General features: G+C 47.1%; 17 protein-coding genes. All 17 read left to right on the top strand.

Annotated features, from left to right (window positions below):
- The first annotated feature begins 15 nt into the window (after positions 1–15).
- The 17 genes from scfB (at position 16) to AC0MXB_RS06975 (ending at position 22,565) form a co-directional block, all read left to right on the top strand.
- Positions 16–1,380, top strand: coding sequence for a thioether cross-link-forming SCIFF peptide maturase (scfB, locus tag AC0MXB_RS07055; protein ID WP_474038944.1), 1,365 nt, complete (start codon positions 16–18; stop codon positions 1,378–1,380).
- Positions 1,381–1,428: 48 nt separating this feature from the next.
- A complete protein-coding gene (gene hypF, locus AC0MXB_RS07050; protein WP_474038943.1) occupies positions 1,429–3,705 on the top strand; it encodes a carbamoyltransferase HypF in 2,277 nt (758 codons plus the stop codon).
- Positions 3,696–3,920 carry a HypC/HybG/HupF family hydrogenase formation chaperone gene (locus AC0MXB_RS07045; protein ID WP_474038942.1) on the top strand — a complete coding sequence of 75 codons (225 nt, stop codon included), beginning with the start codon at positions 3,696–3,698 and terminating at the stop codon, positions 3,918–3,920. The genes hypF and AC0MXB_RS07045 overlap by 10 nt, the downstream gene beginning before the upstream one ends.
- Positions 3,907–4,998 carry a hydrogenase formation protein HypD gene (gene hypD / locus AC0MXB_RS07040; RefSeq protein WP_474038941.1) on the top strand — a complete coding sequence of 364 codons (1,092 nt, stop codon included), beginning with the start codon at positions 3,907–3,909 and terminating at the stop codon, positions 4,996–4,998. Before AC0MXB_RS07045 ends, hypD begins: the two co-directional genes overlap by 14 nt.
- Positions 4,995–6,008 carry a hydrogenase expression/formation protein HypE gene (gene hypE, locus AC0MXB_RS07035; protein WP_474038940.1) on the top strand — a complete coding sequence of 338 codons (1,014 nt, stop codon included), beginning with the start codon at positions 4,995–4,997 and terminating at the stop codon, positions 6,006–6,008. Before hypD ends, hypE begins: the two co-directional genes overlap by 4 nt.
- Positions 6,009–6,023: 15 nt before the next feature.
- On the top strand, positions 6,024–7,406 hold the full coding sequence (gene rpoN, locus AC0MXB_RS07030; protein WP_474038939.1) for an RNA polymerase factor sigma-54: 1,383 nt from the start codon (positions 6,024–6,026) through the stop codon (positions 7,404–7,406).
- 313 nt (positions 7,407–7,719) lie between these two features.
- The gene (locus AC0MXB_RS07025) at positions 7,720–8,751 is read left to right on the top strand and encodes a sugar-binding transcriptional regulator (RefSeq protein ID WP_474038938.1); all 1,032 of its coding nucleotides are present in this window, start codon (positions 7,720–7,722) and stop codon (positions 8,749–8,751) included.
- Between the two features lie 13 nt (positions 8,752–8,764).
- Entirely contained in the window at positions 8,765–9,769 is a 1,005-nt protein-coding gene (gene gap / locus AC0MXB_RS07020) for a type I glyceraldehyde-3-phosphate dehydrogenase (protein WP_474038937.1), read from the top strand.
- A 75-nt stretch (positions 9,770–9,844) separates the two neighbouring features.
- On the top strand, positions 9,845–11,767 hold the full coding sequence (tpiA, locus tag AC0MXB_RS07015; RefSeq protein ID WP_474038936.1) for a triose-phosphate isomerase: 1,923 nt from the start codon (positions 9,845–9,847) through the stop codon (positions 11,765–11,767).
- 75 nt (positions 11,768–11,842) lie between these two features.
- A complete protein-coding gene (gene gpmI, locus AC0MXB_RS07010; protein WP_474038935.1) occupies positions 11,843–13,381 on the top strand; it encodes a 2,3-bisphosphoglycerate-independent phosphoglycerate mutase in 1,539 nt (512 codons plus the stop codon).
- A gap of 28 nt (positions 13,382–13,409) precedes the next feature.
- Entirely contained in the window at positions 13,410–14,696 is a 1,287-nt protein-coding gene (gene eno, locus AC0MXB_RS07005; protein ID WP_474038934.1) for a phosphopyruvate hydratase, read from the top strand.
- A gap of 117 nt (positions 14,697–14,813) precedes the next feature.
- Positions 14,814–15,044, top strand: coding sequence for a preprotein translocase subunit SecG (gene secG / locus AC0MXB_RS07000; RefSeq protein WP_474038933.1), 231 nt, complete (start codon positions 14,814–14,816; stop codon positions 15,042–15,044).
- A gap of 59 nt (positions 15,045–15,103) precedes the next feature.
- Positions 15,104–17,104, top strand: a complete 2,001-nt coding sequence (locus AC0MXB_RS06995) for a sodium-translocating pyrophosphatase (protein ID WP_474038932.1) — start codon at positions 15,104–15,106, stop codon at positions 17,102–17,104.
- Positions 17,105–17,374: 270 nt separating this feature from the next.
- Complete coding sequence (locus AC0MXB_RS06990) at positions 17,375–17,770, top strand: PaaI family thioesterase (RefSeq protein WP_474038931.1); 396 nt, start codon at positions 17,375–17,377, stop codon at positions 17,768–17,770.
- Positions 17,771–17,772: 2 nt separating this feature from the next.
- The gene (gene rnr, locus AC0MXB_RS06985) at positions 17,773–20,310 is read left to right on the top strand and encodes a ribonuclease R (protein WP_474038930.1); all 2,538 of its coding nucleotides are present in this window, start codon (positions 17,773–17,775) and stop codon (positions 20,308–20,310) included.
- Between the two features lie 126 nt (positions 20,311–20,436).
- Positions 20,437–20,907 carry an SsrA-binding protein SmpB gene (smpB, locus tag AC0MXB_RS06980; protein WP_474038929.1) on the top strand — a complete coding sequence of 157 codons (471 nt, stop codon included), beginning with the start codon at positions 20,437–20,439 and terminating at the stop codon, positions 20,905–20,907.
- Positions 20,908–21,080: 173 nt separating this feature from the next.
- On the top strand, positions 21,081–22,565 hold the full coding sequence (locus tag AC0MXB_RS06975; protein WP_474038928.1) for a hypothetical protein: 1,485 nt from the start codon (positions 21,081–21,083) through the stop codon (positions 22,563–22,565).
- Positions 22,566–22,929: the final 364 nt, after the last annotated feature.

Below are 22,929 nucleotides of genomic sequence, written 5' to 3'. Positions count from 1 at the left end.
AGAAAGGATTGTACTATGCATAAGGGAATTCATAAATTTTCTTTAGACGGACTTTATATTGTCCTTGATATTAACAGCGGGATCGTTCATGTGGTCGATCAACTTGTCTATGATATACTCGAGGATTTTGACGGCGCCAATGAAGCTGTAGTGCTAGAAAAATGGGCTCATACTTATGATGCCGCTGAATTAACGGAAGTAATGGCTGAACTGAAGGAACTCGAAGCAGCGGAACAGCTTTTTTCGCCTGACTTAACAGTGCCGCTTACTTTTAGCGAAGAGCCAATTGTAAAGTCGTTGTGTCTCCATATCGCCCATGACTGTAATCTGCGCTGCGGCTATTGTTTTGCTGGAACGGGCGATTTCGGCCATAACCGCACCATGATGACAAGTGAAGTAGGTAAGCGCGCTGTGGAGTTTATTATTGAACATAGCGGTACGCGCAAGCATTGCGAAATTGATTTCTTCGGCGGCGAGCCGCTCATGAATCTTGATGTCGTTAAAGAGATTGTCGCTTATGTACGTAAACGCGAGCAAGAAGCAGGCAAAATCTTTAAACTGACCCTTACGACAAATGCCGTCTTATTAAATGATGCCGTTATTGAATACTTAAATGAAAATAATATTAGTTTGGTGCTGAGCATGGATGGGCGCGAAGAGGTTCATGACGCTATGCGGCCTTATCCAGGCGGCAAGGGCAGTTTTGCTCAGGTACAGCCCAATATTTCCAAGGCGATTTTTTCGCGTAATAACCAAAACTACTATTTGCGGGGCACTTATACCGCTAAGAATCTCGATTTTGCCAGTGATGTGTTAGCTATGGCCGACATGGGCTTTAAAGAATTATCAGTAGAGCCTGTAGTGGAAAAATCGGCTGACTATCGTTTGACCGAAGAACATCTGCCAGCGATTGCCGCCGAATATGAAAAATTGGCTAAAGCCTATTTAGAACGGAAGTTTGCTGGTAATGGCTTTGAATTTTTCCATTTTAACGTAGACCTTGACCATGGACCGTGTGTTGCCAAACGGCTGAGCGGCTGTGGCGCTGGTCATGAATATTATGCGGTTACGCCAGACGGAGATTTATATCCTTGTCATCAGTTCGTAGGCCGTGATGAATACAAGCTCGGTACAGTATTTACGGGCGTGCAGAATCAGGAACTGCCGCTGAAATTCCGACAGGCTCATGTTTTAAATAAACCAGCTTGTGCGAATTGCTGGGCCCGCTTTTACTGCAGCGGCGGTTGTCACGCCAATGCGGATCTTTTCCATCATGATATTACTAAGCCTTATGAACTCGGTTGTGAACTGCAGAAAAAGCGCCTAGAGTGCGCTCTGTATATTCAGGCAAAGTTGGCTATGGAGCAGGAAAAGAAATAGCAGATGGTGAATTTTTAATAATATACTAAACCGATCCTCACAGGAGAAATGATGAAACGTCAACGACTTACTGTTCAAGGGATTGTGCAGGGGGTGGGTTTCCGCCCCTTTATTTTTTCTTTAGCCCAGCGTTTCGCGTTGGGGGGCTGGGTGAAAAATGATGGGCAAGGTGTAGTGATTGAGGTCGAGGGAGATGAAAGGTCCTTAGACGCTTTTAAGACGAGTCTGACGACCGAAAAACCGCCTCTGGCTATTTTATTGAAAGTGACTGTGCAAGACATTGCTGTGACTAAGGCGACGGAATTTACTATCCTGGCCTCAGAGGAAACAAACGATAAAATCGCTCTCATTTCACCAGATGTGGCCATTTGCCGCGCTTGTGAGCAGGAACTGAATGATCCGCGAGATCGGCGTTATCACTATTCTTTCATTAACTGTACGCACTGCGGTCCCCGCTATACCATTATTCGTGATATTCCCTATGATCGGCCCCTGACGACGATGTCTGATTTTCCCATGTGCCCTCGCTGTCAAGCTGAGTATGACGATCCGCACAGTCGCCGCTTTCATGCGCAGCCTAATGCCTGTCCGGATTGTGGTCCGACTTATCGCCTTACCGATAATCACGGCAGGGAGTTGGCTAGCGAATCGGCGCTTTTATGGAAACAGACGCGAGCCCTGTTGCAGCAGGAGGCGCTGCTAGCCGTAAAAGGGATCGGCGGCTATCACATATGCTGTGATGCTCGCTTGGAACGGGCTGTAGCGAAACTGCGGGCTAAAAAATTCCGTCAAGGAAAACCGCTGGCGGTTATGGCTGGAAGTCTTGCTGCCGTGAAAGCAGTGTGCTTTGTTAATTCGGAGGAAGAAGCTTTGCTTACCAGTCGGGCAAGGCCTATTGTATTACTAAAAAAACGGCCGGAAGCGGGCAAAATACTTGCTTCTTTAGTAGCGCCTGACAATGAATATCTTGGCGTGATGCTGCCTTATGGACCTTTTCATTATCTATTGCTAGCCAAAGACGATCTTTTAGTCATGACGAGCGGCAATAAAAGCGAAGAACCTTTGGCTTATGACGATGCAGTCGCCCAGGAAAAATTGGCGCTACTAGCCGATTTCTTTTTAATTCATAATCGGGAGATTTTTCGCCCTGTTGATGATAGTGTGATGCGTCTTGTGCGGCATAAACCGTCATTTATTAGACGCAGTCGCGGCTATGTACCCTTGCCGCTGTTACTTGATTGGGAGTTGCCGCCCGTGCTAGGCGCCGGTGGGGAGCAAAAGAATACCTTCTGTCTGATTCGCGGCCGTCAGGCCTTTATGAGCGCTCATATTGGTGATTTGGAAAATGAAGCGACCTATCAGCATTATTGTGCTAATATTATGCATTTATCGCGTTTGACCCATATGGAGCCGGAACTAGCCGCCTATGATCTTCATCCTCGGTACTTTTCCACACAATATGTGGCAACGCTTTCGGGGCCCAAAACAGCAGTACAGCATCATCACGCTCATATTGCTAGCGTCATGGCCGAACATGGCCTGGATGAACCAGTCATTGGCGTCGCTTTTGATGGTACTGGCTATGGCGCTGACGGTAAACTTTGGGGCGGCGAATTTTTAATCGCTTCTCTAACAGAGTATCAGAGGATCGCCCATTTTGCTTATATTCCATTGCCTGGCGGCGGAAAAGCGATTGCTGAACCTTGGCGTCTTGGTCTATGGGCCCTTAGGGAAATATACGGTGATGCGTTTACGACGCTAGATCTGGCGCTAGTACAGGCGTTGCCGTCAGGCTTCGAGCTTGTGCTACAGGCTGTTGATAATAAGCTACGGGCGCCGCTTACTTCCAGTGTTGGACGCCTTTTCGATATGGCGGCTTCACTGCTGGGGCTGCGTTTTACGACACACTATGAAGGACAAGCTGCAGTGGAACTAGAGCAGCTAGCCGCGAAGGGGCGGGGCCGATTGTTGCCTTATCGCGTTTCAACTAGGAAAGAACTCGATTTTCTGCCGACCATGGCGGCCTTAACGGAAGGGCTGTTGGCAGGAGAAAGTCAGGCTGATCTTGCCGCGTCCTTTCAATTGACCTTAGCGCAGGCTGCTGTGGATCAGGTGATTGCCATCAGCCGAGATCATAAGCTTACCAAAGTCGCTCTGAGCGGCGGCGTCTTTCAAAATATTTTTTTACTGGAATATATGATTGAGAAACTTGAGACTCAAGGACTTCAGGTTTATTGGAATCAACAAGTTCCGGCGAATGACGGTGGCTTGGCTTTAGGACAGGCGGTCATCGCCGGTATGAGGAGGGTACGAGGATGTGTTTAGCAGTTCCCGGAAAAATTCTGTCGCGTGAAGAATATAGCGCTGAAGTGGATGTCACTGGCGTTACGCGTCAAATTAGTCTCATGTTGCTACCTGAGGCTGCCATTGGCGATTATGTACTGATTCATGCGGGCTTTGCCATTCAGGTCATTGATGCGGCAGAGGCCGAAAAAACCATGGAATTATTTAGGGAGATAGCAGCGCATGAAGCCATCTGACCAGGAAATGAAACAAGCGGCAGCAAACATTGCGGCAGAGCTAGCGTTACTCGATCGGCCAGTGAGATTCATGGAAGTTTGCGGCACTCATACAGTCTCTATTTTTAAAGCGGGAATTCGTCAACTTTTGCCGGAAAATATTGAGCTTGTCAGCGGTCCAGGTTGTCCGGTCTGCGTGACTGGAAGCGCTTATATGGATCAAGCGATTCTCTATAGTCGCTGTAGTGATGTGATTATTGCAACTTTTGGCGATATGCTGAAAGTGCCGGGATCGTTAGGCACTTTGCTACAGGAAAAAGCGCAAGGCGCCGATATTCGTATCGTCTATTCGCCCTTAGACAGTCTGGAAATTGCCCGAGAAGAAACAGATAAAACGGTTGTTTTTTTAGCTGTCGGCTTTGAGACAACAACACCAACAGCAGCGGCTACCATTCTTACGGCACAGCAGGAAAATTTGCGAAATTTTGCTGTATTACCAGCTCATAAGCTGGTGCCGCCAGCATTAAAAGCCTTATTAGATGACCCACTTACGAAAATTGACGGATTTTTACTGCCAGGTCATGTTTGTGCTGTGACGGGTCTTGCGCCCTTTGATTTTCTAGCGGAGCAGTATCACATGCCTGCGGTTGTTGCTGGATTTGACCCGCTTGATATTCTACAAGCTGTGGCGCAACTAGCCCGTCAGGCTACTTCCGGCGAAGCCAGATTGGAAAATGAGTATAGACGCGTAGTGAAATCAATCGGAAATCCTGTGGCCAGCCAGCTTGTTGATACAGTCTATGAACCGGTCGATGCAATCTGGCGCGGCATTGGTTCAGTACCGCTTTCCGGCTTGGCTTTACGGGAAGCTTATCAGGACTTTGATATTAGAAATCGTCTGCCTTTGCCGCCAGTTACAGCGGCGGAACCAGCAGGCTGTCGCTGCGGCGAGGTCTTGAAGGGGCGAATTACGCCGCCGTCTTGTCCGCTGTTTCGGCAGGTTTGTCGGCCAGAGAGTCCTGTAGGCGCCTGCATGGTCAGTGTGGAAGGAACATGCGCAGCATGGTATAAATACGGCGATAGCAGGTGGTCAATATGAAGGAAAAAGAATTTATTGAAATGGCTCATGGCAGTGGCGGCAGGCTGAGCCAAGAGTTAATTGAATCAGTCATGATGCCTGCTTTTGCCAATGAGATGTTGGAAGCGCGTCATGATGGCGCTCAGTTTACTATTGACGGCGCCAGACTGGCTTTTTCGACGGATTCTTTTGTGGTTAGCCCGCATTTTTTTCCCGGCGGTAATATTGGTAAGCTCGCTGTGTGCGGCACAGTCAATGACTTAGCCATGAATGGCGCCGTGCCACTGTATTTGAGCGCTGGCTTTATTATTGCAGAAGGATATCCGTTGGCAGATTTAAAGAAGATTGCTGCGGCTATGGGCGAAACAGCGAAAGCGGCTGGGGTACAGATTGTTACCGGCGATACGAAAGTAGTCGAGCGCGGTTTGGCTGACGGACTTTATATTAATACGGCTGGCGTTGGGCGGATTTTGCCTAAGGTACAGATTTCAGCTGATTTGGCAGCGCCAGGCCAGGCCGTACTGATCAGCGGCACATTAGGAGAGCATGCGTTAGCGGTGATGAAAGAGCGTCACGGCTTGACTTTTCCCGCAGAAATAGTGAGTGACTGTGCACCCTTAAATGGTTTAGCCGAAAGCCTGCTGGCTGAAGTGCCAGAAGTGGCTGTGTTACGGGACCCAACGCGAGGGGGACTGGCCACAACTCTCTGCGAAATAGCGGAGCAGGCGAAAGTCGGTATTTTGCTTGATGAGACAGCAATTCCGGTACGGCCGCAAGTACAGAGCATTTGTGATTTATTGGGATTTGATCCCTTATATCTTGCCAATGAAGGGAAAATGATCGTGCTAGTTGCCGAAGAACTGGCTGAGAAAGCGTTGGCAGTACTACGGCGTCATCCTTATGGTCGAGAAGCGGCGCGCATAGGTCAAGTCGTAACCGAACCGGCAGGGCAAGTTGGGCTTCGAACAACAATTGGAGGGATTCGCAAATTGGATATGCTGATTGGTGATCAGCTTCCTCGTATTTGCTAGAAGGGAGGAGGAACGATGAATCTAGATTATGGTTTGAAACTGGAATTAAATCAGAAACTCGTTATGACACCGGAATTGCGACAGGCGATTGCTATTTTGCAACTGTCATCGCTGGAGTTATCGGACATGATTGAAGAGCAGCTGCAGGAAAATCCGGTGCTAGAAATTGAGGAGCCCACGGCAGAAAAAAACGGGGAAGATGAGAGCGCTGATACGTCTGAGCAGGATAACAGCACCGAAGTGGCCGAATGGCTTGACTACTTTGACGAAGATTCCCAAAAGGAGTGGCTGAAAGAGGCCGGGCAGGGTCCTCATGAAAATGTAGGCCTGCGTACGGTATCGCTCCACGAACATTTGGAATTTCAATTGAATTTTACGGTCCTTGATAAGCCATCGTTGGCAATTGGTCGGTATTTAATTGGCTGTATCAATGACAATGGCTATCTGATGTTGACGCTCGAAGAAGCGGCAAAACAGCTCAAACAGCCCGAAGAGCTTGTAGAAAGAATGCTCCATATTATTCAGACCTTTGATCCCAGCGGTGTTGGCGCCCGTGACTTAAAGGAATGTCTGCGGCTGCAACTTTCTCATAAGCAGATTAAAGAGGATCTTGTTGAACAGATTATTGAATACTATCTAGACGAAGTGGCGGCGGGAAAATGCAAATTGATTGCGGAGAAGCTGCACACAAGTCCCGTAGAAGTCCAAGAAGCGATTGATCTAATCAAGACGCTTGATCCGAAACCGGGACGGGCTTTTGGCAGCGAGAGTGATCCTGGCTATATTTCACCTGATGTCACAGTAGAAAAAATCAATGGTCAGTTTGTCATCCTTGTCAATGACTCACTCGTTCCTCGTTTGACGATTAACCCTTATTATCGCCATGTTGTGAAAGAAGCCGGGACAGAAGCGAAAAAATTTATTGAAGGTCGCCTCAGCGCGGCGCTTTGGCTCATCAAAAGTATTGAGCAGCGGCGGCGGACTTTGGCTGCCGTAATGGAACAGATTGTAGAATTTCAGCACGACTTTTTTGAATATGGTCCCAAATATATTAAGCCTTTGACGATGAAAAAAGTGGCTGACGGCATTCAAATGCATGAGTCTACAGTAAGTCGGGCCATTGCTAATAAATATGTGGCTACAAGCCACGGACTATTTGCACTCAGGACCTTTTTCTCCTCTAGTGTGCACAGCGCCACAGGCGAAGACGTAGCGGCAAGCAAAGCCAAGGATGAACTCAAAGATCTGATTGCGGCGGAGAATCCGAAGAAGCCTTATAGTGATCAGATGTTATCCGAATTGCTTGGTCGTAAGAACCTTGTTTTGTCGCGTCGTACGGTGACAAAGTATCGGGAAGAACTCGGGATACCTTCTTCCAGTAAACGAAAACGTTATTGAAAATCAGGAAGACTTGCTTTGATTAGGATGAAAATTCCCGCGAAAGCAAGTCTTTTCTTATTTTCAGAAAAAAATAAAAAAGTTTTTATAGTGAGAAGGAATTTTTTGGCGCAGCAAGAATAACATAGTACGAGGGACAGATAATAACGTGCAGGGACAAAAAAAGTCCCCAAACTAAATTCAATGACTCATTTTTTCTTAGAAGGGATTTTTCGTTAAAAAGAGAAGCATACTAAGAGAAGGTTTGTCATAATTGGCTAAAAAACGTCATTTTTTGTTCATGCGCAACCTTTCAAGGAGAAGGAGCCTTCCCATGAAGAAGATAGTCCAGATTCATCGCAAAATTGCTCCAGAACTCATTGCTGTTATTGAAGAACGCTATCATATTCTGCGACATATCCAATATGCTCAGCCGATTGGCAGGCGAGCATTGGCTGGGCTGCTTGACACAGGCGAACGAATTATTCGAGCACAAGTGGATTTTTTGAAAAATGCCGGGCTGCTTGATTTTAGCTCACTAGGTATGACTGTCACGGCTGAGGGGCAGCAGCTCATTGCCGATCTGTCCGATTATATTAGACTGGTTCATGGACTCACTCCGTTAGAAGAAGAACTGGAACAGAGTCTGGCGCTAGAAAAAGTGATGATTATTCCTGGCGATTCTGAGCAGGATCATACTGTTTTAAAAGAATTAGGCAGAGCAGCGGCAACGCTATTAGCCGAAAAGCTAAAAGATGGCATGATCGTCGGTGTTTGCGGCGGTTCTACCATGTCGATGGTAGCTGAATCAATTACCTTTTCACGGCCTAATTCGGTTGTTGTTCCAGCCCGCGGCGGCTTGGGTGAACAAGTCGAATTGCAGGCCAATACGATTGCTGCGGTCATGGCGGCAAAATTAGGCGGGTCATATCGGATGCTTCATATTCCTGATGGGATTCATGAAAGTGCACTGGAAGTTATTTTGGCGAATGATCCCCAGGCCAAGGAAATTCGCGCGTTGACGCAGCATACAAATGTATTGCTTCATAGTATCGGGCAAGCTGACGCCATGGCTAGACGGCGAAAGATGGACCCCGCTGTCGTCGCAGAACTGCTAGAAAAAGGGGCAGTTGGCGAGGCTCTCGGTCATTTCTGTACACTTTCGGGGGAAATCGTTTATGCAACAAGTAGCGTGGGATTGCATTTGGGTGACTTAGCGGGCATTGATTCCGTAATTGCCGTCGCCGGCGGCGCCAGTAAGGCAGAGGCAGTCATTGCCGTTGCCAGAGCGAGTCGTACCGGAATTCTCGTCATTGACGAAGCGGCGGCGAAAGTCATGCAAATGATTATACATAACAAAAAATAGGAGGAATCACATTATGGCAACGACAGTAGGGATTAATGGTTTTGGGCGAATTGGTCGCAACGTATTTCGGGCAGCTTTGAATAACCCCGACGTGGAAATTGTGGCAGTTAATGATTTAACGGATGCAAAAACGCTGGCTCACCTTCTAAAATATGATTCCATTCACGGTAAAATTGATGCAGAAGTTACAGTAGAAGGTTCTGATATTGTTGTTAACGGCAAAAAAATTAAAGTATTGGCTGAACGGGAACCAGCCAAACTGCCTTGGAAAGCGCTTGGCGTAGAAGTTGTTATTGAATCGACGGGGCGTTTTACCGAAGGAGACAAAGCCAAAGCTCATATTGAAGCAGGCGCTAAAAAAGTTATTATTTCCGCTCCAGCTAAAGGGGAGGATATTACCATTGTTATGGGCGTTAACGAAGGCAAATATGACGCTGCTGCGCATCATATTATTTCCAACGCTTCCTGCACGACGAACTGCTTGGCGCCTTTTGCCAAAGTTCTGATGGAAAACTTCGGTATCAAACAAGGTCTGATGACAACAGTTCATTCTTACACGAATGACCAGCAGATTCTTGATCTGCCCCATAAAGATTTGCGCCGTGCTCGTGCTGCGGCTAAGAGCATTATTCCGACTACGACAGGCGCTGCGAAAGCAGTAGCTCTTGTACTGCCTGAACTGAAAGGCAAATTGAACGGTTTTGCCATGCGTGTGCCTACAGCCAATGTTTCCATTACCGATTTAGTGGTAAATTTGGAAAAACCGGCTACTGTGGAGGAAATTAACGCAGCTTTGAAGAAAGCATCAGAGAACGAACTGAAAGGTATCATGGATTATTCGGAAGAACCGCTTGTATCAATTGACTATAACCATTGCCCCGCTTCCTCAACGATTGATGCACTGTCCACAATGGTTGTTGACGGCATGGCCAAAGTCGTATCTTGGTATGACAATGAATGGGGTTATTCGAACCGCGTTGTAGACTTAGTTGTCTATATTGCGAAAAAAGGCCTCTAATCGATTCATAATGCCAATCAGTAAACAACGAAAGGGTCACAAGCTACTTGTGACCCTTTTTAGGAGGAATTTACTGTGAAAAAATCAATTCGCGATATTTCTCTCACAGGAAAGCGCGTATTTGTCCGGGTCGACTACAATGTACCCATGGACAAAGCCCAAAACATTACAGACGATACGCGGATTCGGGCTACGCTGCCAACACTGAACTATCTTTTGGAACAAGGGGCTTCGCTCGTTTTGGCAGCTCATTTGGGACGGCCAAAAGGCGAAAGAGTGCCGGAATTCAGTTTGCAACCTGTGGCTAAAGCGCTCGGCACTTTACTTGGTAAGGAAATTTTGTTTGCCGAAGATTGTATTGGACCTGTTGCCAAAGAAAAAGCCATGGCGTTACAGCCTGGTCAGATTTTGCTGTTAGAAAATTTGCGCTATCATAAGGCCGAAGAAAAGAATGATCCAGAGTTCTCCCGTCAATTGGCGGAACTGGCTGATGTGGCAGTAAATGACGCCTTCGGCGTATCCCATCGGGCTCATGCTTCGGTTGAAGGGATCACGAAGTTTATTCCCATGGTAGCCGGTTTCCTAATGGAAAAAGAAATTGCTTTTGTCGGTCAGGCCGTGGCCAATCCGGCTCGTCCTTTTGCAGCCATTATCGGCGGTGCGAAAGTTTCCGATAAAATCGGTGTAATTGACAATCTTTTAACCAAAGTGGATACGCTCATTATTGGCGGCGGGATGGCCAATACCTTCCTGGCGGCGCAGGGCTATAAAACGGGGAAGTCCTTGGTGGAAGCAGAAAAAATTGATTTGGCGAAAGAACTCATTGCCAAAGCGAAGGAAAGAAAGGTCAATCTGCTGCTGCCGGAAGATGTAGTTGTAGCGGCGGCTTTTGCAGCTGATGCTCCCCATAAAACCGTTCCTGTTGATCAAATTGACGAAGCGGGCATGGCTCTTGATATTGGCGCCAAAAGTCAGGCAGCTTTTGCTGCTGCTCTTGCTGGTGTTAAGACAGTCGTTTGGAACGGACCGATGGGCGTCTTTGAAATGGATGCTTTTGCGAAGGGCACCGAAGCTGTAGCGAAAGCGGTAGCCGAATCAGGCGCTACCAGTATTGTCGGTGGCGGCGATTCCATTGCTGCCTTAGAAAAGACCGGTCTTGCTGAAAAAATCAGTCATATTTCTACCGGCGGCGGCGCTTCGCTCGAATATTTAGAAGGTAAGATTCTTCCTGGTATTGCCGCTCTGGCGGACATGAGACGTCCAGTGATTGCGGGAAACTGGAAGATGCATAAAACGGTTGCAGAAGCGGTAGAATTGGCTCAGGCATTAATTGACGCAGCCAAAGACGCGGCAGCGCAGGTCATCATTGCCCCGCCCTTTACGGCGTTAGCAGCAGTAACTGCGGCCGTGAAGGACAGTGCGATTCAAGTAGCGGCGCAAAATGTTCACTTTGAACCCAAAGGCGCTTTTACCGGTGAAATCGCTCCAGCCATGCTTGTCGATATTGGTTGTGAAGCTGTAATTATTGGTCATTCGGAACGGCGGGAATATTTTGCCGAAACCGATGAAACCGTCAATCGAAAAATTAAAGCGGCTCTCGCGGCGAAGCTCTTGCCGATTTTCTGCGTTGGTGAAAGTCTGGCGCAAAAAGAAGCGGGCGAAACGAAAAGCTGGGTGAATGGTCAGGTCGCTGCCGGGCTAGCTGGTCTTACGGCAAGTGAAGTGGCTGGACTTGTCATTGCGTATGAACCTATTTGGGCCATAGGCACAGGCCGGACAGCTTCTTCTGACGACGCCAATGAAGTTTGCGCTGTGATCCGCACGAAAGTAGCGGAACTTGTGGGCGATGAAGCAGCTCAGGCTGTGCGCATTCTTTACGGCGGTAGCGTGAAAGCTTCGAATATTGGCGAACTCATGGCAAAAAGCGATATTGACGGCGCCCTGGTGGGCGGTGCAGCGCTCGAAGCCGACGGCTTTGCTAAAATTATCAACTATTGAGTCATAAACTACGAATTATAAACCTTGCTTCATCGTGCAATAGAATAATAAATGGATCTGTTAGGGGGGAAGGCCATGAGTAAATTGAAAAGTCCAATCGCCTTAGTTATTTTAGACGGATGGGGAATCGGCCGGGCTGATGATCCTTTTAATGCAGTGGCCAAGGGAAATACGCCCCATATGACACTGTACTCGGAAATGTATCCGCATACGACTCTGGCCTGCTCCGGTGAAGCCGTAGGCTTGCCTGACGGACAGATGGGCAATTCCGAGGTCGGCCATTTGAATATTGGCGCTGGCCGGGTTGTCTATCAAGAGCTTACGCGGATTACAAAAGCCATTCGGGACGGCGAATTTTATCAAAATCCTGTTTTGCTGCAAGTTATGAGTGAAACAAAACAGAAAAACGGCGCGCTGCATCTGATGGGGCTCTTGTCTGACGGCGGCGTTCATAGTCATATTGGTCATCTCAAAGCCCTTGTCGCTATGGCGAAAGAGCAGGGCTTGAAGGAAGTCTATATTCATGCCTTTCTCGATGGGCGTGATGTGCCGCCATCGAGCGCTAAAGCATATATTGACGAACTGGAAGCGGCTATGGCCCAAACAGGTATTGGCGCGATCGCGACGATCGCTGGCCGTTATTACGCAATGGATCGTGATAAACGCTGGGAAAGAACGCAGCTTGCCTATGACGCCATTGTAAGCCGCACTGGTTTCCAGGCGAAAACTGCAGTGGAAGCATTGCAGGCCGCCTATGAACGCGGGGAAACCGATGAGTTTGTTAAACCGACGGCTGTTGCTTGTTCCGCCTGTGGTGTCAAGGCGGGCGATGGCATCGTGTTCTTCAACTTCCGGCCTGATCGCGCTCGGCAGTTAACGCAAACCTTCATCAAGGAAGACTTTGCGGGTTTTGTGCGGGAAAAAGGCTACTTACCTGTTCAGTTTGCGTCCATGACGCAATATGACGAAACCTTTGGCGTACCTGTAGCTTATCCGCCGCAGGAGATTCGCCAGACTTTAGGACAGGTGTTTAGCGAAGCAGGCTTAAAACAGCTCCGCATTGCTGAAACCGAAAAGTATGCTCATGTGACTTACTTTTTTAACGGCGGTGAAGAGCAGCCTTACGAAGGGGAAGATCGTGCTTTGATTCCTTCACCTAAGGTAGCCACCTATGATTTGAAGCCTTCCATGAGTGCGGTGGAGGTTACGGATCGCGTAGTAGCGGAAATTCAGTCAGGCAAACATGATCTCATCATTTTAAATTTTGCGAATGGTGATATGGTGGGGCATACTGGTGTTATGAATGCTGCGATTAGCGCTGTTGAAACGGTTGATACGTGCCTCGGCCGTGTCGTTGATGCACTGCATGATCGCGGTGGGATCGTTCTTGTTACAGCCGATCATGGCAATGCTGAGTATATGTATGACGAAGTGAATAAAACGCCCTTTACGGCTCATACGACAAACCGAGTGCCGCTCATTCTGATTTCTGAGCAGCATCGCGGGGCCAAACTGAAGGAAGGTCGTCTCGCTGATCTTGCGCCGACGATTCTTGATTTAGCTAAGGTGCCGCAGCCTGCTGTGATGACTGGCACATCTTTGTTGGAAAAATAAAGCGTAAATTATTGTAGGAGGTTTTACAATGTCGACAATTATTTCTGATGTATTTGCCCGTGAAATTATGGATTCCCGCGGAAACCCTACCGTGGAAGTAGATGTATATTTAGAAGATGGCACTAGAGGCCGCGCTGCTGTTCCATCTGGCGCTTCGACTGGCGCTTATGAAGCCGTAGAACTGCGCGATGGCGACAAGAGTCGTTATTTAGGTAAAGGCGTACAGAACGCTGTGAAAAACGTCAACGACCTGATTGCACCGGAAGTAATTGGTATGGATGCTCTTGATCAGATTGGCATTGATAAATTGATGCTGGAACTGGACGGTACGCCCAACAAAGCCAAACTCGGCGCCAATGCCATTCTTGGCGTTTCCATTGCCGCCGCGAAAGCCGCCGCAGAATCCATTGGCCTGCCTCTCTATCAGTATCTTGGCGGTATCAATGCCAAAGAACTGCCTGTACCAATGATGAATATTTTAAATGGCGGTAAACACGCTGATAACACCGTCGATATTCAAGAATTCATGATCATGCCTGTTGGCGCGCCAAGCTTTGCGGAAGGTCTGCGTTGGAATGCTGAAATCTACCATACTTTGAAAAAAGTATTGAAAGATAAAGGCTTAAATACAGCGATCGGCGATGAAGGCGGCTTTGCACCGGATCTTGCTTCGAATGAAGAAGCTCTCGCTGCGATTGTAGAAGCCATTGAAAAAGCAGGCTACAAACCAGGCGAACAAATCGTTTTAGCTATTGATACGGCCGCAACGGAGCTGTATAAAGACGGCAAGTATCATCTAGAAGGCGAAGGCGTTGTAAAAACTTCCGAAGAAATGGTTGCCTACTATGAAGCGCTTGTAGCAAAATATCCGATTATTTCCTTGGAAGATGGTCTCAGTGAAGACGACTGGGACGGCTGGAAGTTGCTTACAGATAAACTAGGCAGCAAAATTCAGATTGTTGGCGATGACTTATTCGTAACGAATACGGAACGCCTCAGCCAAGGCATCAAACAACAGACAGCTAACTCCATTTTGATTAAAGTCAATCAGATTGGTACGCTGACAGAAACCTTTGATACGATTGAAATGGCGAAACGCGCTGGCTACACTTGCGTAATTTCTCATCGCAGCGGGGAAACCGAAGACGCTACGATTGCTGATATTGCCGTAGCTGTGAATGCTGGCCAAATCAAAACAGGCGCGCCGACTCGTACGGACCGCGTTGCTAAGTTCAATCAGCTGCTGCGTATTGAAGAAGAACTGAGCACTTTAGCGCAATATAAAGGCCGTAAAGTGTTTTATAACCTGAAATAAATTGCATAGTTGCTTCAAATTTAGAGACCCTGAAAAGCAGAGCGCTTTTCAGGGTCTCTTGCGGATGCCATTTAATGTATGCTACAATGAATTGTATAAAGTAGGGGGTGTATATCTTTGTATACAGCACTGATGGTTGTAGAGGCCGTTATTTGCCTGGCTCTTATCGCCACAGTCGTTCTGCAGTCCGGTAAAAGTGCCGGCATGGGCGGTTCGATTAGCGGCGGCGCAGAAGCGATCTTCGGCGGTAAGAAAAAAGGCGTTGATGAAATTCTGGCGAAAGCAACGATGGTACTAGGCGTTTTGTTCGCTATTGTCACCATGGTCTTAGTCAAACTTTCACAATAGAATCCGGGCATTTGGCGGAAGGTTTTTTCTGGTAAGCCAAATAAAGGAGGAATGCAAAAATGGAAATGATCTACATTGCACCTGTTGCCGGAGTTGTCGCATTGCTTTTTGCAGCGTATCTTGCTGCGAGCGTCCTCAGGGAGAACCCCGGTAATGAGAAAATGCAAGGCCTGTCACAGGCGATTTTTGAAGGGGCTATGGCATTTTTAAACCGCCAGTATAAAACCCTCATTCCGTTTACTGTCATTATCTTTGTCCTCTTGTTTGTTGTTTCCGGATATAAACTCGCTATTTCCTTTTTAGTGGGCGCAGTTTGTTCAGCCATTGCTGGTTATATTGGCATGAGCTCGACAACAAAAGCGAACGCCCGCACAACAGAAGCAGCCAGAACCAGCCTCAACAAAGCGTTAAGTGTTTCGTTTCGCGCTGGGGCGGTTATGGGGATGTCTGTTGTGGGACTCGGACTGCTTGGCGTATCTGTTCTTTATTTAATCTTTGGCGATCCTAGCGTGATAAATAGCTTTGCTTTCGGCGCCAGCGCCATTGCTTTTTTCGCTCGTGTTGGCGGTGGTATTTTTACGAAAGCAGCTGATGTCGGGGCCGACCTCGTCGGCAAAGTCGAGGCTGGGATTCCCGAGGATGACCCACGGAATCCGGCCGTTATTGCTGATAATGTCGGCGATAATGTCGGCGATACGGCAGGCATGGGAGCTGACTTGTTTGAATCTTATGGCGCTACGGCGATTGCCGCTATGCTCATTGGCAACGGACTGTTTGGCGTTGATGGCGTTATTTTCCCGCTGCTCTTGGGCGCTGCTGGGATTTTTGCGGCCCTTGTGAGTACCTTTTTGGTGCGGACCGGCGAAAATGGCGATCCTCAGGCTGCTTTGAATCGTGGTCTTTGGGGAACGAACCTCATTGTAGCAGTTCTTGCCTACTTTCTGGCTACGGCTACCTTCGGCAGTAAAGGATTAGGTATTTTTATTGCTGTGGTTTGCGGTCTTATCGTCAATGTGCTTGTCGGTTCGATTACGGAGTATTATACGTCCCATGCGAAAAAACCGACTCGCCTGATTGCCGATGCATCTCAGACTGGCGCTGCCACCAATATTATTGCTGGTATTGCTAATGGTTTAAGAAGCACGGCTTTACCTATGGTTGTTTTTTGTATCGCTACAGCGATTGCCTTTCAACAAGCTGGTATTTATGGTATTGCTATGGCCGCTATGGGCATGCTTTGCACCGCTGGCATGGTTGTTGCTGTCGATAGCTTTGGTCCTGTTGCTGATAATGCTGGCGGCATTGCTGAAATGGCTGAACTGGAACCGAATGTACGGAAAACAACGGATCAGCTTGATGCTGTAGGCAATACGACAGCCGCTATTGCGAAAGGCTTTGCGATCGGTTCTGCTGCTTTGACGGCGTTAGCTCTCTTTACCGCTTTTGGTGAAGAGGTGGCGAAGAATCCTAAGCTGAGTTCGTTACTTATCGGTGGTCATCTCGTGGTGAATCTGACTGAACCAGGTGTGCTTATCGGGATCTTCTTAGGAGCGACACTGCCGTTTCTTGTTTGCGCCTTTACCATGGAAGCGGTTGGGAAGGCTGCTTTTGAAATGATCGGCGAAGTACGCCGTCAATTTCGTGAAATTTCTGGCATTATGGAAGGAACGGGACGACCGGATTATGCTCGTTGCGTTGATATTTCCACGCGGGCGGCCATTCGTGAGATGATGGTACCAGGCCTGTTTGCCGTTGGATCGCCGATTTTTGTCGGCTTTGTTCTTGGCGCAAAAGCGCTTGCTGGCTTTTTAGCCGGGGTTACGGCTGCTGGCGTACTTATGGCGATTTTCATGGCCAATGCCGGCGGAGCTTGGGATAATGCTAAGAAGTACATCGAATCAGGTCAGTACGGCGGTAAAGGCACACCGACTCATGCGGCTGCTGTTATTGGCGATACGGTTGGCGATCCCTTTAAGGATACGTCAGGACCGGCAATGAACCCCCTCATTAAAGTGGCCGGAACGATTTCTTTAATTATTGCACCGTTGCTCTTCTTTTAGGGCAACGGTAAAGATGCGACAGCTTCTTTTGAGGCTGTCGTTTTCTTGTTTTTGCAAAAGACGACTTTTTAAAGGTTTTAATTGGGAAATGGAGAAATACAATGAATAGCAACGTGTTTTTTGTCTAGGCGGAAAACTGCCTTAAGGGGTAATTATAAATATATACTAAGCCTGAATGATCAGCCCACGTGAGCCTGTATAGTATGTTTTTAAGAAGGCGAGGAATTTGTAGCCTTTTACGAGTATTTTATAGCTTGGAGGGGTAAAATAATGAAAGAAGAAAATGACTGGTGTTTTGCCTGCGGACGGCAAAATCCAATTGGGTTGCATTTGGAATTCACGGAAGAAGATAATGTATATAAGACGATTTTTGTCGGGCAAAAAGAGCATCAAGGTTATGATGGGATTTTGCATGGCGGCATTATCAGTACGCTTCTCGATGAAGCGACGGCTCGCTATATTTACGCTAAGGGAATGAAAGCACTGACCGCAAGGCTGGAAGTAAGATTTCGCGCACCGACGCCGATCGGTGAACCCCTTACAGTGACAGGCCGTATTGTAAAGGTAAAGGGCAAGATGTATGAACTACTTGGTAAAATTCAATTGGCAGACGGAACAGTGACAGCCGAAGGCAAAACTACTGTAATCGTGCTAAAGGATGAATGAAAATGAACTTAACAGAACGAATACTTACGTTTATGAATCACGAAGCTTATAAGCCGCTGGCGGCGGAAGATTTGGCCGATCAGCTTGCTTTAGATGGTGAAGCGCTACAAGAATTTTGGCAGGTATTAGAGAGTTTGGAGCAGAGTGCGCAAGTCATTAAAACGCGCTTTGACAAGTATGGTGTACCGCAGCGCATGAATCTCATGGTCGGACGACTCGAGATGACCCGTAAGGGCGCTGGGTTTGTGATTAGTGAAATTCCAGATTTGCCTGATGTGCATATTGCACCTCATGCGTTAAATGGAGCGATGAATCATGATCGAGTTGTCGCCCGAATTCACGGTGGCAAAATCATTGGACGAGCTCAGGAAGGCGAAATTATTCGCATTGTCACTAGGGCGAACTCATCCATTGTAGGAACCTTTGAGGCGCGGCGCCATTATGGCTTTGTGACGCCTGACGATAAACGGATTGGCTATGATATTTTTATTCCGCAAGAAGAATTTCATGGCGCGGAAAATGGGCAAAAAGTTGTGGCTACTATTAACAAGTGGCCTGATAAAGGCCGTAGTGCCGAAGGTTCTGTCAGCGAAATTCTTGGCTCGCCTGGCGATGTGGGAATCGAAATTCTATCCGTTATAAAAAAGCATAATTTACCAGTCGATTTTCCCGAAGAAGTCAAGGCAGCGGCTGAACAGGCTCCTAGCCAGATTTCACCGGACGAATTGGCGGGACGACGCGATTTACGGCAACGGACGATCGTAACAATTGACGGGGAAGATGCGAAGGATCTTGATGATGCAGTAGAAGTAGAGCGATTAAGCGGCGGTCGCTACCGTCTTGGCGTCCATATTGCTGATGTCAGCTATTATGTCACGGAAGACAGCATTCTCGATCAAGAAGCCCGCGAAAGAGGGACAAGCGTTTATCTTGTCGACCGTGTGCTCCCTATGCTGCCACGCCGTCTTTCCAATGGAATCTGCAGCTTAAATGCCGGAGAAGATCGGCTCGCTATGTCCTGTGAAATGGAAATCAGCCCTGATGGCAAGGTCTTAACTTATGAGATTTTCCCTAGCGTGATTCATGTGACAAAACGGATGACCTATACGATCGTTCGTAAGATTCTTGCAGAGCAAGATGAATCGCTGCGTTTAGAATATCAGGAGTTTGTGCCGCATTTTGAAGAAATGGAACGGCTCTGTCTGATTTTACGGAATCGTCGGATGCGCCGCGGCGCCATTGACTTTGATTTCCCGGAAATAAAAGTAAAACTTGATGAAGCGGGACACCCTGTAGAAATTGTCAAGCGAGTTCGCTCGATTGCTGAATCGATTGTCGAGGAATTTATGCTTGTGGCCAACGAAACGGTGGCCGAGCATATGGTGCGGCGCAAACTGCCTTTTGTATACCGCGTGCATGAAGAGCCAGAGCCAGAGAAAATTGCGAAATTAAATGGGCTTTTACATAATTTTGGCCAAGCAATTGCTACGACAGGCGAAGTGAAGCCCTTGGCGTTGCAGCAAGTGTTAAGTAATATCGCAGGACAGCCAGAAGAACGAATTATTAGCACAGTTATGCTGCGATCGTTGAAGCAGGCGCGCTATGAAGCGGAAAATTTAGGTCATTTCGGTTTGGCTGCTTCCTATTATACGCACTTTACATCACCGATTCGCCGTTATCCTGATTTGATTGTTCATCGGCTGCTGCGCGAAACCTTCCAAGGCAAGAGCTTAACGCCACAGCGAAAGGATGCTCTCTTGAAGCTTTTGCCGGAATGGGCGCATCATTGTTCGCTGCGAGAACGGGCGGCAGCAGATGCCGAACGCGAAACAGTAGATTTGAAGAAAGTAGAATATATGGCGCAGTTTGTGGACGAAGAGTTTCCAGGCTTTATCAGCGGCGTAACGGCCTTTGGTCTCTTTGTGGAATTGGCAAACGGTATTGAGGGTCTTGTCCATGTTTCTACCATGGATGACGATTACTATCAGTACCTGGAAGAACGTTATATGTTGCTAGGCGAGAGAACGCGTAAACAGTATCGTTTAGGCGATCCCGTGCAGATTAAACTTGTGAAGGTGAATCCAGAAGAACGCAGTATTGATTTTATCTTATTAGCTGGGGAAGGCGAAGGTCTTACGCCTCGTTTTAAAGCCGATCGCCCTGTTTTCCTGAAAAAAGGACGCGGTGATAGTCGCGGTTCAGGAAAAAATAAAAAGTTTGGCCGTGGGAAAGACTCGCGTGGTCAAGACGATAGAAGCCGGACAGGTAAAGACACTACTGTGTCAAGAACGCATGTACTAGGGGACTCTTCTGTATATGTGTTGTCTTCTGATAAAAAGACAGCGAAACAGAATGGACGGACAACGTCAAGTAAAGGAAAACCAGGCAAGATCGCTAAGACAGCGCCCGTGGCAAAGCCAGTGACGCAGAAAGAGAATGCTTGGTATGATCCGATCGCCGCCAAAGCGAAACGGGCGAAAAAGAAGCGTTCGAAAAGCAAAGCGGCGCGCCAGAAAAAGCGTCAGTCTTTTGAAGGATGATTTGTGATTCGCTAATAGAATTTTTTCGGGCGGGAAAAGGCTCCCGCCCTTGTTATTACTGTCATCCTTGACGGATCTTTCATTTTGCTATATGATGAAATACAGGCAAAAAAGGGGGTATTTCCTATGGAAGCCAAAACCGGTATTAAAATTGTTGCAGAAAATCGTAAAGCTAGACATGATTATTTTATCCACGAGAGCTATGAAGCCGGGATTGCGCTGACTGGTACGGAAGTGAAATCCCTGCGGGCCGGAAAAGCCAATCTAAAGGATGGCTTTGCTCGCATTGAAAATGCAGAAGTGATGCTTCATAATGTACACATTAGTCCCTTTGAACAGGGAAATCGTTATAATCATGAGCCGCTAAGGACGCGTAAGCTGTTATTGCATAAACGGGAAATCATGAAACTGATTGGTCAGACTCAGACCAAGGGCTATACACTTGTGCCACTTAAAATTTACTTTGCGCGGGGAAAAGCGAAATTACAGCTTGGTCTTGCCAGTGGTAAAAAGAATTATGATAAACGCCAGGATTTAGCAGCGCGCGAGGCAAAACGGGATGTGGATCGGGCTTTAAAAGATCGGCAGAGAGATTAGATCATTCCAATAAAGTACTACCGAACGGGACAAATTTTTGTCTCGTTTTTTTATTGCTATTCCTGTTCCTATTCCAATTAGGTGAAACGTAACAAAAACTTAATATAACGATAATACAGCTACTCTTTTCCCGGACTATACTGAAAAGGAATGGAAAGGATGTGTTACCACTTATGAAAAAAATGAAGTCAGCAAAAGCTCTATGTCTTGCCGGCGGCGTTCTAAATACGGTACTATCGTTCAATTTATGGCAGCCCCCTGTGTATGCACAGGCCGCCGAATTGGCTGCTATGACTACGCCGATTGCCGCCCAGCAACTCCAGTCAGGATATTTGCAGAGCGTGAATTGGGAACCAGAAACAAAAGCGACACTCAATGAATTTTTACAGAAGTATGGCAAACGTTCGCCCACTTATCATGCGAGCCAACGTCCCTATGCGACCCTTGATTTTGATAACACTACTTCGATCATGGACGTAGAAGAACAACTGATTATTTGGCAATTAGATCATTTGGCTTTTGCCATTAAGCCAGATCAATTAGAAACGATTCTGAAATCAGGTATTCCTGATGATAAATTGACTCTTACTTATGGCGCTAATGATGGCGAAGGCGAGCCTGTCACCATCCAGGCGGCGATTAATGATGCGGTGAATGATTATCGGACTTTATATGAAGCAGGAGTTGTGACCAAGGCAGGTAGCGAAGTCACGACTGATGTAAAAAATACCTTTGCTTATCAGGATTTTCGCGCTAAAATGCGTTGGCTCTATGATGCTGTATCAGAAACTATGGATACGTCTGTATCCTATCCTTGGGTGACCTATTGGTTTACAGGCATGACGCCTCAAGAAGTTTTCAATTTGGCCTATCAGTGTGATAGCTATTATGGCGATCCGGCCAAAGGACAGACTTGGACTAAAGGGAAATATACGACACCTGACGGAACTGCCAGTGAAGCCGGAACGGTTGCTGTATCTTTTAAACTGGGAATTACGGTGACACCGGAAATGAAGGAATTATATCGCGCTTTAGCGGACAATGGCATTGATCCTTGGGTTGTATCGGCCTCGCAGGTCGATGTGGTGAAAGCGGCTGTTCAGTATTTTGCGATTCCTGGCGTGGTCAACGTGGTGGGTATGACCAATAAGTTAGGCGCTGACGGAACTTATATCAATCAGTATGACTATGATTTGCATGCTCAGACGCAAGGCGTGGGTAAATCACTAAGTATCGAAAAAGTAATTCGTCCCTTATATAATGGACAAGGGCCGATCTTTGCCGCGATGGATTCCCAGGGCGACTTTAATTTCTGCACAGAATTTAAGGACACGAAAGCTGTGCTGATTATGAATCGTCAACGGAAAGATGATGCGGCTTTATGTGCTGCTATCGCTGAGTATGAGACAACACAGCAGATTTCGTTGCAGCAGGCCAATGATCAGGGTGACGTGAAATATATTTTGCAAGGCCGCAATGAAACGACAGGCCAGCTGTGGCCGGATCGGCAGACACAGTTCTTAGGAAAATCGAGCAAAGTCTTCTTGTCAGACCGTGCTTTAAAGGCCGTTGCTGAACTCAATGGCGGTATGACAATCGGACAGATGCTCGCCAAAGATACGAAGTTGAAAGACTATCAAGGCTATAAAACCCGCTGAGATTTAGGTCGGAATTCTTGCAAATATTAGAACCATGAAATAGTCAAATGGCTGTTTCATGGTTCTATTTTTCACATTATCCTACATGGAAATTCGGAAAACTTAAAAATCTTTAAAGTTTGCAGGTTTTTTGCTATGTGTTTTTTGAAAGGCTATGTGTATTTCCACCAATAAAATGGGTTTTTCTTTAAATGGAAAAAATATATGTTTCTATAGGAATTTGCTGAATCTGGCTAGAATAGTTTAAAAATGTTGTCTAGTTTAACAATTATGAATTAAAGAATAATATATGATATATATCCCACAATATTATAGTTTATAAAAATAATGGGAAAAGAATTACTGAAGTGGTAAAGTGTACTTA

The organism is Pelorhabdus sp. sgz311001 (assembly GCF_055901755.1).
Note: the sequence above shows the minus strand (reverse complement) of the source record. Positions and strands in the feature narration are given on the sequence as shown.

Bases quoted from the DNA above. Each gene is read 5' to 3' on its own strand.
- hypE (WP_474038940.1), top strand. From the start codon at position 4,995: ATGAAGGAAAAAGAATTTATTGAAATGGCTCATGGCAGTGGCGGCAGG.
- smpB (WP_474038929.1), top strand. From the start codon at position 20,437: ATGGAAGCCAAAACCGGTATTAAAATTGTTGCAGAAAATCGTAAAGCT.
- gap (WP_474038937.1), top strand. From the start codon at position 8,765: ATGGCAACGACAGTAGGGATTAATGGTTTTGGGCGAATTGGTCGCAAC.
- AC0MXB_RS06995 (WP_474038932.1), top strand. From the start codon at position 15,104: ATGGAAATGATCTACATTGCACCTGTTGCCGGAGTTGTCGCATTGCTT.
- AC0MXB_RS06990 (WP_474038931.1), top strand. From the start codon at position 17,375: ATGAAAGAAGAAAATGACTGGTGTTTTGCCTGCGGACGGCAAAATCCA.
- hypD (WP_474038941.1), top strand. From the start codon at position 3,907: ATGAAGCCATCTGACCAGGAAATGAAACAAGCGGCAGCAAACATTGCG.
- rnr (WP_474038930.1), top strand. From the start codon at position 17,773: ATGAACTTAACAGAACGAATACTTACGTTTATGAATCACGAAGCTTAT.
- scfB (WP_474038944.1), top strand. From the start codon at position 16: ATGCATAAGGGAATTCATAAATTTTCTTTAGACGGACTTTATATTGTC.
- AC0MXB_RS07025 (WP_474038938.1), top strand. From the start codon at position 7,720: ATGAAGAAGATAGTCCAGATTCATCGCAAAATTGCTCCAGAACTCATT.
- AC0MXB_RS07045 (WP_474038942.1), top strand. From the start codon at position 3,696: ATGTGTTTAGCAGTTCCCGGAAAAATTCTGTCGCGTGAAGAATATAGC.
- eno (WP_474038934.1), top strand. From the start codon at position 13,410: ATGTCGACAATTATTTCTGATGTATTTGCCCGTGAAATTATGGATTCC.
- gpmI (WP_474038935.1), top strand. From the start codon at position 11,843: ATGAGTAAATTGAAAAGTCCAATCGCCTTAGTTATTTTAGACGGATGG.
- rpoN (WP_474038939.1), top strand. From the start codon at position 6,024: ATGAATCTAGATTATGGTTTGAAACTGGAATTAAATCAGAAACTCGTT.
- AC0MXB_RS06975 (WP_474038928.1), top strand. From the start codon at position 21,081: ATGAAAAAAATGAAGTCAGCAAAAGCTCTATGTCTTGCCGGCGGCGTT.
- hypF (WP_474038943.1), top strand. From the start codon at position 1,429: ATGATGAAACGTCAACGACTTACTGTTCAAGGGATTGTGCAGGGGGTG.